Raw genomic sequence first — 11,441 nt, forward strand, 5'->3', positions numbered from 1 at the left:
CTACCAGCCCCTACGGAGAGCGACCGATTAGGAAGCCGGCCAGCGTTTTCAAGCACGCCGGCTCAGTCGGAACGGGAGAAACGGGAGTCGTTCGGCACCGACGTCCGATCGGTCGATTCCGCGGTGTTCGATCGCGAACGCTCGAGCGGCAGCCGATCGCGCAGTCGCGCGCGGACGTCGACCGACTCGCTGCCGAGCACCGCAAAGCCCGCGAAGATCGTCAGGAAACCGACGACCGCGAGCGGGGCGATCCGTTCGCCGAGGATCGCCCACCCGCCCAGCGTCGAGACGACCGGGACGACGTAGAAGACGAGGTTCGCCTCGATCGCGCCCGTCTCGTCGAGCAGGGCGAAGTACGCGAGGTAGGCGAGCACGCCGGCGAAGACGCTGACGTACGCCAGCGCAGCGATCGCCGCGGGGCTCCAGGTGATCGCCGCCGTCGACTCGCCGGCGGCAAGCGACAGCGCGTGGGAGAGCGCCGCGGCGAGGGGCAGCCCCCAGGCGATCCGGACGGAACTCGAGAGGGTCGCGTCGACCCGACGGATCATCACGGCGCCGAGGGCGGCGCTCGCCGCGCCGGCAAAGAGGATCGCGCGGCCGAACGCGTCGCCGCCGACCAGCATCGCGGGGTCGGGGCTGACGACGAGCGCGACCCCGACCAGTCCGAGCCCCATGCCGACCGCGCCGCGACCGGAGAGGCGCTCGCTCGAGAGGAGCGCGGCCGCGAATACGGGCGTCAGGATCGGGTTGAGACTGAAGACGATCGCGCCGACGGCGCTGGTCGCGTACTGCTGGCCGACGAACAGTAGCGAGTTCGCCAGCCCGATGACCAGCCCCCCGGTCGCGAGGATGCCGATGACGTCGCCGGCGGTCGTCGGGGTTAGCTCCGCCCGCGAGAACCGCAGCGTCGCGTACGCGACCATGATGACGGCCGCGATGTCGAACCGAAGCGCCACGAACAGCAGCGGCGGAAAGTACTCGAGACCCGCCTTCGCGGCGACGAACGTGCCCCCGAAAAAGAGGCTCGCGAGCGCGAACAGGACGATCGTTCGTCTGTCGATCACTGACTGGACACCTCCGTAATATCGAGCGTAGAGAGTACGGGTTCGAGAGCTTTCATCTTGCTCTCGAGTACGAACGTAGCACGTATAAGGCCGTTCGTAAAATATTTCATATCGGGAAATGCAGGGATCCCGCGCGGGGATTTCGTAGCGTGAAATAATTTCACAGTGCGAAAGTGCCTTGGTCCCGGGGAGTCCAGTGAACGTATGGAATCGGCGCTCGAGGAGATCGAGTTTCTCGCGCTGTCTGCCAATCGCGTCGAGGTCCTCGGCCTCCTCGCCGACGGACGGCGGACTCGAGGCGAACTGGGCGAGGCGACGGGTGCCTCGCAGGCGACGCTCGGACGCATTCTGGGCGACTTCGAGGAACGATCCTGGATCCGGCGCGACGGCGACGCCTACGTCGCGACCGCGACGGGGCGGCTCGTCGCGGCGGGGTTTACCGACCTCCAGGAGATCCTCGAGGCGGAGCTTCGGCTCCGGGACGTCGTCGACTACCTCCCGACTCACGCGATGGACGTCGACCTGCGACGGCTGGCGGACGCGACGATCACCCAGCCCACCCAGATGCGGCCGAACGCGCCGCTGTCCCGGCTGCTCGATCTCCTGCGCGAGGGCGAGGCGGTTCGGACCTTCTCCCACGCGTTCAACGAGCAGACGCTGACGGTCGTCGGGGAACGAACGGCCGCGGGCGACCAGCGGTTCAGGGGCGTCTTCTCCCGGCGGGCGATCGACGCTCTCGCGGACGAACCGGGCCTTCGCGAACGGCTTCGATCGCTCGTCGACTCCGACCGAGCCGAACTCCGGGTTCGAGACGAGGGGGTGCCGATCGCGGCGATGATCGTCGACGACGTCGTCTACCTGCTCCTGCGCGACGAGAACGGCGTCCTGCAGGCCTCGATCGACACCGACGACCCCGCCGTGCGCTCGTGGGCCCAGGACACCTACGACCACTACTGGCGAACCGGCGAGCCCCTCGAGGCCGAGGCGCTGTCGCCCTGAGCAGAGCCTCGAGTCCGCCGCCGTCGCGACCGTCAGTTCGCGTCCTTCCAGTCGCCGACCTCCTGCTCCCGGAACTCCCCCTTGGCCTTGCGCTCGCGGGGCCAGAGCGCGATCGCGAGGACGGCGCCGTAGAACGCCGCGACGATCGCTATAACGACGACGCCGGGCAGCGTTCCGACCGACGCGGTCTCGAAGACCCCCGGTCCGTCGACGAAGGCGGTGATCCGGAAGAGCCAGGCCAACAGCAGGACCGTCACGAGCGCGAGGTAGATGCGCCGGAGCCGGTTGGCCACGGCCTCGAGCATCGTGATCTTCATCGTCGGGTTCCGGTAGTCGTCGCTCAGTTCGGTCCGCCAGTCCTCGTGCTCGGGCGACCGGGTGGGGTCGAGCGCGTCCGCGAGCAGGTTCTCCTGGAACAGTCGAACCCGCGAGCGGTAGACATCGTAGTCGCGGTATCGACGCGCCTCGATCAGCAGGAAGGTGGCGACGGCCAGCACGCCGACGAGGATCACGTAGTGCGGGTTGTCGGGACTCGAGAACGCCCAGGTGAGGATCGCGGCCATCACCGTCACCGCCCAGGTGGTCGTCTGGTCGAGTCGGCCGCGCCAGGTCGTCTCCCGGTCCAGCTCCCCGCGGTAGGCGTCCCCGAGGACGGAACTCGTCTCGGAGACGTCGCTCGCGATCTCGTCGCCGAGATCGTCCTCGGGGATCGGGTCGTGATCGGTGTTCTCTGACATAGCCCTCTCCGGAATCTTCGCCACGGAGGACGAAGTACGCTTCCGGCGACGCTGGAGGCGGGCTCGGACTCGAGGGACGACGCTACAACGATCCGCCTCAGTCGTCGCTCGGCCCGGTCGTCGGCCGAGAAACCGACTCGAGGGCCGCCTCGTCGAACAGTGGACTCTGCTCGCCGGGAACGAGAGTGTTGAGTACGAGTGCCGAGAGCGCGGTCAGGATGACGGGCTCGACATGTCGCCGACGGTCTCCATCGCCGACACCAGAAACAGGAAGGCGAAGGTGACGATCGCGATCGGCTCGAACTCGAAGCCGTACCGGGTCGGCGAGGGGACCGCGAGCCAGGACGCCTCGGCGATCGGCGAGAAGTCGACCATGCCGAGGGGAACGGCGGCGGCGTAGCCGACGACGATGGCGGCGAGAATCGCGAGCAGTCGGGCGACGCCGCGGGTAAAGAGGTTGAGTCCGACTGCGACCGCAAGCACGAGCGCGGCCAGGCCGATATTGTGCGCGGCGCCGAAGTCCTCGGCGCCGACCCCGCCGGCGGCGTACTCCATCCCGACGGGGATGAGGTAGAGTCCGATAATGACGACGACCAGCCCCGTGACCAGCGGCGGGAAGAAGGGTTTGACGCGCTCGAACTGCCAGCCGATGACGCCTTCAACGGCGAACCCAGTGACGAGGATCGCGCCGAACACCGCCGCCATCCCGAAGTCGGCGCCGATCGTCGTAATCGCGCCGACGAACGTGAAGCTGGTCCCCATCACCAGCGGGAGCTTCGCGCCGACGGGACCGATCGTGTAGGCCTGAATCACCGTCGCCAGCCCGGAAAAGAGCAGGATCATCTGGACGATGTAGGCCGTGTCCCCCGCGCCGAGGCCGACGCCGTCGGCGACGATGTACGCCACCGCGGTCGCCGGCACGATCATCACCGCGACGTGCTGGAGCCCGAGCAGGATCGACTTCGGCCACGGCGGCCGATCGTCGAGTTCGTACTCGAGGTCCAGCTCCCCGTCCGTGTTGGCCGACATACTATGGCCGCCAGGTTACGAATCGGCGCACAAAAAGTTTCGCAACCTCGATCAAATCCGGCAGTCTACTGCCGATATCTATCCACTATCGTGGATAGGATCGGGGATTGCGTCCGCGTCGACCGACTCCGGAAGGTCGTGGACGATCACCTCGCCGTCCTCGACGGTGATATCGAGGAGGCTGGTCGCCTCGTAGGGGGTGTCGTCGAGCGCGGAGTCGCCGACCTTCCGCATGACGACGACGACGTCGACGATCTCGGCGCCGATCTCGTCGAGGGATTCACAGATCGCGGCTAAGGTGCCGCCCGTCGAGAGCATGTCGTCGAGGACCACCACGCGGTCGCCCTCGGTGACGTCGTTGATGTACATCTCCGACTCCGAGTAGCCGGTCTCCTGGTGAAGCGACACCTCGCCCTCGAGCCCGTAGGGACGCTTGCGGATCACTACGAGCGGGATGTCGGTCTGGAGGGAGACGGCGGTCGCGAGGTGGATTCCCATCGCTTCCGGGGCGACGATCTTGTCGACCTCGAGGTCGGCGGTCTGCATCACCTCGACGACGACCTCCCGAAGGAGGGCGGGCTCGAGCTGGGGGACGCCGTTGCTGATCGGATGCACGAGGTACTCGTAGCCGTCCTTGTCGATGATCGGTGCGTCGTCGAGCGAGGCGAGCAGGCGCTCCATGGCGTGGGTTCGACCAATTCGAGTAAAAGCGGTTCGTTCTCGAGACCCACCGCGACGTTCACCGGCCGAGGAGCCACCAGCCCTCGAGGCGGTCCGTCACGGCGTCGGTGACGTCCGTGAGGTAGGGCAGCCCCCAGACGGCCAGCGCGATCGCGCCCAGCGTGTTGAACACGATGTCGGACATCGTATCGTCCAGGCCGTGCTGGGAGAGGGGCATCTGGAGGCCGGTGCGGGCGGCGACGGCGTCGAGGGTAAACTCGCCGATCTCCCAGAAGACGCCGAACGCGAGCACGAAGACGACGACGGCGCCCGGGATCAGCGACGGCGGGACGTGGATCTCGTCACGGTGTTCGTCGAGCGTTCGGATCGCGACGTAGCCGACCGCGCCGACGAGCGTCGCCGACAGCGGATGGGTGACGTTGTGCCACCAGAAGGATCGATCGTAGATGTAGAACGAGCCGATCGCGTGCATGAACACGACCGTCGTGAGCCAGAGGACGAGCCCGGTATCGAACGGGATCCCGTACCGTCGGCGCAGTATCGCGGGGAGGAACGTGATCGCGAGCATCGCGGCCGCGTTGGTGATCACACCGGGATCGAGCGTGAGGAGGCCGTATCCGACGATCGCGACCATGCCGAGCCGGAGCGCCCGGACGAGCCAGCGCTGGGTGCTCGCGGCGATCGGAAGCCGCTCCTCGAGGGACGGGTGGCCGTCGATATCGGCCTCGCTCGCGAAGACGGTCTCCTCGATGCCGTCGACGGGCGCCGAGACGAGCTCCTCGCCGGGGAAGCGACGGTAGTAGCGATCGAAGCAGACGCCCGCGAGGAGTCCCGCGACGGTCGCGACGATCAGGAGCCACATCGCCTCGGTATTGCTCGCGAGGAGGTCGGTGCCCGCGACGAGGTCCACCGTCCACGTGAGCGACGCCCACGTCGCCGCGATCGCCGCCGACAGCATCGTGACGAAGATGACGGCGAGCCACCGCTCGAGGCGAATCTCGGTCAGCGCGTGCGCCTCGAGCGTGAGCGCCAGCGCGATCGTCGCCGCGCCGGCGTAGACGACGAGCTGACGGTTCCAGAGGTCCGGCGCGAGGACGGCCGCGAGCAACGGAGCGATCGCGACGACCGTCACTTCCCAGGGGAGGGCGGCCCGTCCGGTCTCGAGGGCGATCGCGGGGAGGAGCGCGACCGTCGCGACCGTCGCGGCGAACAGCACCTCGTGGACGCGCCCCTCGAGGAGGGCTCGCGCGCCAACGACGAGGACGGCGGCGACGGCGAGCCACGAGATCAAGGCGTTCGATCGTTCCCCGTGAAACGCCCGGGTCGGTGTTCGCGACATCGGTGATCGTCCGTTCGCCCACGTAGACGCGCTCTCAGCGAAAGCTCGAGGCTTGCAGGGTTCGACCGATGATAGGAGTCCGCGCGACGACGGCGCGTCGATCGTCCCCTCGCTTGCTCGAGCGCGCAACGGCCATACGTGGCCGTCGGTCGAACGTCCGCTCCCATGATGGCAACGACCCACGCGTTCGTGGGGCTCGCCCTCGCCGCCGCCCTGGCGCTCGTGGCGCCGCAGTTCGCCGTCGTCGTCGCCGTTGCGGCGATCGTCGGCGGGATCTTCCCCGATCTCGACCTCTACGCGGGCCACCGCCGGACCCTCCACTTTCCCGTCTACTACTGGCTGCTCGCGGCGCCGGCGTCGGTCGTCGGGCTCGTCGTCCCGACTGAGGCGACCGTTGCGGTCGCGGTCTTCCTCCTCGCGGCCGCGCTGCACTCCTCGATGGACGCCTTCGGCGGCGGCCTCGAGCTGAAACCCTGGCGGGGAACCTCCAACCGGGCGGTCTACAGCCACTACCACGGCCGCTGGCTCGAGCCGCGACGCTGGGTTCGCTACGACGGCGCGCCCGAGGACCTCGCGCTCGCAATCGTGCTGGCGGTCCCCGGATTGCTCGTCTTCGACGGAGTCGTTCGAACGGTCGTCCTCGCGCTGCTCGCTGTTTCGGCGGTGTACGCGCTCCTTCGGAAACCGCTCGCCGCGATCGGCGAACGGCTGCTCGAGCGCCTCCCCGATCGCGTTCTAGAACGGCTCCCGAAGCGATTCCTGCCGATCGAGGAGTCGGACCTCGAGCGAATCGACGACTGAGAAGACGAGTACGGGAGCGGACAGCGAACGGAACGACTCACGCCGTCAAGGGGCCAACCCCGTCACGAACGGCGTCTAGACCCGAGATCGTCGGCCGCGATCATCGCGTCGCGGACCTCGTCGGCGCTTGCGTCGAAGGCGTTGTGGATCGTCTCTCCCTCGGCGACCGCCGCTCGGGCGACTCGCTCGAGGTCGTCCTCGGCGGGATCGTCGACCCCGAGCTCGCCGAGCGTGACGGGAAGTCCGAGTTCGGTCGAGAACTCGAGGACATCGTCGACGAACGCGTCGTCGCGTCCCTCGAGGACGAGCTGGGTGACGATTCCGACGTTGACCTTCTCGCCGTGGGTCGCGCCGTGGGTGTCCTCGAGCTGCGTGAGCCCGTTGTGGACCGAGTGGGCGGCCGCGATCCCGCCGTTCTCGAATCCCAGCCCGCTCAGGAGGGTGTTCGCCTCGGTCACCGCCTCGACGCTCTCGGTGACGATCCCCCGCTCGACGGCCTGTACCGCCGAGCGGCCGTGCTCGCGCAGAAGGTCGTAACAGAGCCGCGAGAGCGAGTGGGCGGCGTGGGTCGGTCCCTCGTCGAAGAAGTTCTCGCCGTCGGCCCGCCGGACCGCGTCGGCCTCGAACCAGGTCGCCATCGCGTCCGCGATCCCCGATCTGAAGAAGCGAACGGGGGCGCCCGCGATCACCGCCGTGTCGACCAGTACCAGATCGGGATGCTCCTCGTAGAACCAGTAGCGCTCGAACTCGCCGTCCTCGGAGTAGATCACCGACAGCGCCGACGTCGGCGCGTCCGTCGAGGCGATCGTCGGGACCGAGACCATCGCTCCGCCCGCGTTCTCCCGGACTGCCTTGGCTGTATCGAGGGCTTTCCCGCCGCCGGCGCCGACGATCGCGTCAGCGCCGGCCTCGCGCGCGACCTCGGTGAGGCGGTCGATCTCGGTCTCCGAGGACTCCCCGCCGAACTCCTCGAGGGTCGGTTCGACGCCGGCGGCCTCGAGACTCGCCTCCGCCCGGTCGCCGACGATCTCGAGGACGTCCGAATCGGCGAGCACCAGTGCCGAGTCGGCGACGGGAGCGAGTCGGTCGCCCAGCTGATCGAGGGCGTCTCGGCCCTGCACGTACGCTGCGGGAGAGTTGAACGATCGGATCATGTGGGAGTGTCTCTCCGCGGAGAGGGAAATAGCCGTTCCCTCGGGGACTGACACGTCCGGGACGAACTTTCGGGAGTACTACTGTTAGGCCCACCCGTTAGGTGCACCGTCGACCTAGCCGAATCGATGACTGACGTTTCCGTAGTCGGCGGCGGAATCGGAGGCCTCACCGCGGCGCAGGAACTCGCCGAGCGCGGGTTCGACGTGACGGTCTACGAGGCCAACGACCGGTTCGGCGGGAAGGCCCGTTCGATGCCGGTCGACGGCGACCCCGACGGACTGCACGGCGAGCACGGGTTTCGATTCTTCCCGGCGTTTTACCGCCACGTCGTCGACACGATGGAGCGGATTCCGGACGGGAGCGGGACGGTCGCGGACAACCTCGTCGAGACCGAAGCGACGCTGATCGCGAGCACTTATCGCCCCGACCAGGTCGCGAAGACGCGAAACCCCGAGTCGCTCCGCGAGTGGCTCGAGGCGCTCCGACCGGCGTTCGCCGAGGACCTGCCGTCCGAGGACGTCCGGTTCCTGCTCGAGCGGCTGGCGTACCTGCTGACGGCCTGCGAGGAGCGCCGCGAGAACGAACTCGACGACGTCTCCTGGTGGGCGTTCATCGACGCCGAGAACCGCTCGCGGGAGTTCCAGGATCGACTCGCCTTCGCCACGCAGTCGCTGGTCGCGCTCCGGCCGGAAGTCGGCAGCGCCCGGACAATCGGAACGATCTACGTGCAGCTGCTGTTCGGACAGCTCGATCCGAGCAGACCGACCGAACGGATCCTGAACGGGCCGACCAACGAGGCCTGGATCGACCCCTGGGTCGCGTACCTCGAGGACCTCGACGTCGAGTTTCACCCGGCGACGCCGATCCGCGGGTTCGAGGTCGACGGGGAGCAGGTCGCGGGCCTCGAGCTGGCCGACGGGAGCCGGGTTCGGAGCGACGAGTACGTCCTCGCGGTCCCCGTCGAGGTCGCCCCCGAGTTCGTGACGCCGGAGCTGGCTCGGATCGCGCCCGAACTCGGGCGAATCGACCGCCTCGAGACGGCCTGGATGAACGGAATCCAGTTCTACCTCCGCGAGGACGTCGAACTCACTCGCGGCCATCAGGTGTACGCCGACGCCCCCTGGGCGCTGACGTCGATCTCCCAGCGGCAGTTCTGGACGGGGTACGACCTCGAGGAGCGCGGCCCCGACGAAGTCGCGGGCGTCCTCTCGGTGATCGCTTCGGACTGGGATACACCTGGAATCGTCTACGATAAGCCCGCGCGGCGGTGTTCCCGCGATGAGATCGCCACGGAGATCTGGGAGCAGCTCAAGCGACACCTGGATACCGAACTCGACGACGACCTGCTGGTCGACTGGTTCCTCGATCCCGCGCTCGTCGAAGTCGGCGGCGCGTCGGAGACGCACCGAGGAAGCGGTGAGACCGTCGAGGGCGTCGAGAACCGCTCGCCGCTGCTGATCAATACGGTCGGCGCGTTGCGAAACCGACCGCCCGCGGACGTCGGCGTTCCGAACCTGACGCTCGCGAGCGACTACGTCCGGACCAACAGCGACCTGGCGTCGATGGAGTCGGCCAACGAGGCAGGTCGCCGAGCCGCGAACGCGATCTGTCGGCGCCACGGCGCTCGCGAGACGGCGCGAATCTGGGACCTCGAGGAGCCCGCCGCGCTCGAGCCGTTCAAGCGCCAGGATCGGATCCGGTACCGCTTCGGGCTGCCCCACCCCGCGGAGGTGACCCAGTCGCTTCGGAACGTGACGAGCCGGCTGGGCGGTCGGGCCTGACGGGCCGCGAAAGCGCCCGCCCGGTATTTTGTTGCTCGCCGTCGAACGTCTCCGTATGGCTACCGACGAGACGTTCGTTCGAACCCTGTTGCTCGTTCTCGCCGTCCTGTTCCTGCTGCCGGTTCTGTTGATGCTGCTGGCCGTTCCGATGATGGGTCTGTGGGGCGGCGGTCACACGTCGCGGTCGGGGACGACCGCGGGTCGCGACGTCGGCGGTCAGTCGGAGTGGGTGGTCACCCGCAGTTCGTCGTCGACCTCGTAGAGGTAGCCCCGCTCGAGCAGTCGCGTGATCGCGTGCTCGGCGTCGACCCGCTCGAGTGCGAGCTCGTCGACGCCGGTGAGGACCGTCACCGCCCGCTCGCGGTCGATCGACGGAACACCGTCGTGGTCGGCGCTCGAGTCGACGATCCGGGCCGACAGCACCTCGTACGCGTCCGTGATCCACGTCGGAAGCGGCGGGCGCGGGTTGTCAGTGAGAGACATAGTCAATCGATCCGTTATCTATACTTATCAACTCCGTACTACTTAATTGTACCCGCTGAGTCGGCGTCGCGCGTTCGCCAGCGCCGGGTCAGGGCTGTTTCGAATCGATCTCGGTATCCTCGTGTTCGTCCTCGCCGTGGGTCTCCAGTTCCTGTTGTGAGTCGAAGGTCTCGTCGCAGACCGGACAGACGAACGCGCTCGATTCCTCGACCTCCTCGTCGTCTCGCGGGTCCATTACCATGTGCGTTCGTCACAACATCGACCATAATAATTGTGAACGTTGCACACGAGGGGGTGGTCCGATCGCCGGTTCAGTTGCGAGGCCGTTTCCCGCGCGGAATCGAGTCCGGACGGGTCATCGTCGCGTCGAGGACCAGTGGGTTCGGTCTCTCGAGCAGTCGTCGCTGACCGTGTCACGCCGGACCGCGACGTCCGGCCGCGTTTATTTATTGAAGTGGGTTATTGGTGCTACTTCGGACTCTAATTCATCAACTGATAAAGACCACAAATCTTTACCTTATCCGTTTCGGAGAGAGTCGGTAGATCATGCAACGACGTACCGCACTCAAGTCGATAGCGGCGACGGCGACCGGCCTGGCGTTCGCGGGAACCGCCAGCGGCGACGACCACGACAGGTACCGACCCCGCGGGCCGTGGGGGACGACCGACGATCAGGAGAAACTGCCCTACGCCTCCTACTACACGAACGACCAGCTCGCCGACCGCCTCCGGGGGCTCGACCGGCGCAGCGACCGCCTCGAACTCCGCCAGATCGGCGAGTCGGCCGGCCGCGGGGACCCCATCTGGGAGGTCCAGATCGGCGACGGCGACGAGCGCCTCCACATGATCAACGGGATCCACGGCGACGAGCCCTCGGGGCTCGAGGCCACCGTCCAGGTCCTCCAGACGCTCGCGATGGGGAACTCCCCGGAGGTCGCGGACATCCTCGACGGGCTCTCGCTGACGATCATCCCGGATATGAACCCGGACGGCAACGAGTTCCGCGGGGACGACGGCCTCGCCGAGGGGAACAGTTCCGATTTCTACCAGCGCCGGACGAACACGACCGGCTGGGACGACGAGACCGAACAGCGGCCGAACTACCACTACGACGACTGGGACGTCCCCGGCTACGACCTCAACCGTGACTTTCCGGTCATCCCCGATTTCGATCCCGACGAGGACGAGGATATCGGTACCTGGAATGGACGTTCATACGGTGTCCCGATCGACGAAATCGACCTCGAGCCGCAGGTCGACGATCCGCCGGAGATTATCTGGGGAAGCGGCCTGGGTCTGAATCCCGAAACGTGGGCCACCATCGACTCGTTCCTCGAGGCCGACCCCGACTGGGCCTTTACCCACCACCACC

At 67.4% G+C, this 11,441-nt stretch carries 12 protein-coding genes and 1 pseudogene; 5 read left to right on the forward strand and 8 right to left on the reverse strand.

Annotated elements, in window-relative coordinates; all coding sequences use genetic code 11:
• Window positions 1–62: 62 nt before the first annotated feature.
• Window positions 63–1,064 (reverse strand): DMT family transporter, encoded by a 1,002-nt coding sequence (locus ACNA7R_RS04985; RefSeq protein ID WP_416282454.1) that lies wholly within the window; start codon window positions 1,062–1,064, stop codon window positions 63–65.
• Between the two features lie 204 nt (window positions 1,065–1,268).
• On the opposite strand from ACNA7R_RS04985, the gene ACNA7R_RS04990 reads away from it, so the two are divergent.
• The gene (locus ACNA7R_RS04990; protein WP_416282455.1) at window positions 1,269–2,063 is read left to right on the forward strand and encodes a helix-turn-helix transcriptional regulator; all 795 of its coding nucleotides are present in this window, start codon (window positions 1,269–1,271) and stop codon (window positions 2,061–2,063) included.
• A 32-nt stretch (window positions 2,064–2,095) separates the two neighbouring features.
• Here the strand turns inward: ACNA7R_RS04990 and ACNA7R_RS04995 are convergent, their stop codons facing one another.
• The 4 genes and pseudogenes from ACNA7R_RS04995 to ACNA7R_RS05010 all read right to left on the reverse strand — a co-directional run bounded on the left by ACNA7R_RS04995 (window position 2,096) and on the right by ACNA7R_RS05010 (window position 5,849).
• Window positions 2,096–2,800 carry a DUF2270 domain-containing protein gene (locus ACNA7R_RS04995; RefSeq protein ID WP_416282456.1) on the reverse strand — a complete coding sequence of 235 codons (705 nt, stop codon included), beginning with the start codon at window positions 2,798–2,800 and terminating at the stop codon, window positions 2,096–2,098.
• A gap of 228 nt (window positions 2,801–3,028) precedes the next feature.
• Window positions 3,029–3,829, reverse strand: a pseudogene (locus ACNA7R_RS05000) (uracil-xanthine permease family protein); the annotation flags it as partial.
• Window positions 3,830–3,907: 78 nt separating this feature from the next.
• Window positions 3,908–4,510: a hypoxanthine/guanine phosphoribosyltransferase gene (gene hpt, locus ACNA7R_RS05005; RefSeq protein WP_416282457.1), complete on the reverse strand. Its 603-nt coding sequence runs from the start codon at window positions 4,508–4,510 to the stop codon at window positions 3,908–3,910.
• A 58-nt stretch (window positions 4,511–4,568) separates the two neighbouring features.
• A complete protein-coding gene (locus ACNA7R_RS05010; RefSeq protein WP_416282458.1) occupies window positions 4,569–5,849 on the reverse strand; it encodes a hypothetical protein in 1,281 nt (426 codons plus the stop codon).
• 165 nt (window positions 5,850–6,014) lie between these two features.
• On the opposite strand from ACNA7R_RS05010, the gene ACNA7R_RS05015 reads away from it, so the two are divergent.
• A complete protein-coding gene (locus tag ACNA7R_RS05015; protein ID WP_416282459.1) occupies window positions 6,015–6,650 on the forward strand; it encodes a metal-dependent hydrolase in 636 nt (211 codons plus the stop codon).
• Window positions 6,651–6,712: 62 nt separating this feature from the next.
• On the opposite strand, the gene ACNA7R_RS05020 is transcribed toward ACNA7R_RS05015, so the two are convergent.
• On the reverse strand, window positions 6,713–7,804 hold the full coding sequence (locus ACNA7R_RS05020) for a glycerol dehydrogenase (RefSeq protein ID WP_416282460.1): 1,092 nt from the start codon (window positions 7,802–7,804) through the stop codon (window positions 6,713–6,715).
• A gap of 126 nt (window positions 7,805–7,930) precedes the next feature.
• On the opposite strand from ACNA7R_RS05020, the gene ACNA7R_RS05025 reads away from it, so the two are divergent.
• Together ACNA7R_RS05025 and ACNA7R_RS05030 are read left to right on the forward strand one after the other, a co-directional pair.
• On the forward strand, window positions 7,931–9,586 hold the full coding sequence (locus ACNA7R_RS05025) for a hydroxysqualene dehydroxylase (protein WP_416282461.1): 1,656 nt from the start codon (window positions 7,931–7,933) through the stop codon (window positions 9,584–9,586).
• A gap of 55 nt (window positions 9,587–9,641) precedes the next feature.
• Entirely contained in the window at window positions 9,642–9,848 is a 207-nt protein-coding gene (locus ACNA7R_RS05030; RefSeq protein ID WP_416282462.1) for a hypothetical protein, read from the forward strand.
• Here the strand turns inward: ACNA7R_RS05030 and ACNA7R_RS05035 are convergent.
• Window positions 9,803–10,069, reverse strand: a complete 267-nt coding sequence (locus ACNA7R_RS05035; RefSeq protein WP_416282463.1) for a hypothetical protein — start codon at window positions 10,067–10,069, stop codon at window positions 9,803–9,805. The two genes, ACNA7R_RS05030 and ACNA7R_RS05035, sit on opposite strands and share 46 nt — an antisense overlap.
• Window positions 10,070–10,157: 88 nt before the next feature.
• Window positions 10,158–10,310 (reverse strand): C2H2-type zinc finger protein, encoded by a 153-nt coding sequence (locus ACNA7R_RS05040; protein ID WP_416282464.1) that lies wholly within the window; start codon window positions 10,308–10,310, stop codon window positions 10,158–10,160.
• A gap of 305 nt (window positions 10,311–10,615) precedes the next feature.
• On the opposite strand from ACNA7R_RS05040, the gene ACNA7R_RS05045 reads away from it, so the two are divergent.
• A partial coding sequence (locus ACNA7R_RS05045) for a M14 family zinc carboxypeptidase (RefSeq protein ID WP_416282465.1) occupies window positions 10,616–11,441 on the forward strand: 826 nt, incomplete at its 3' end.

The organism is Natronococcus sp., from assembly GCF_047921035.1.
Lineage (GTDB): Archaea > Halobacteriota > Halobacteria > Halobacteriales > Natrialbaceae > Natronococcus.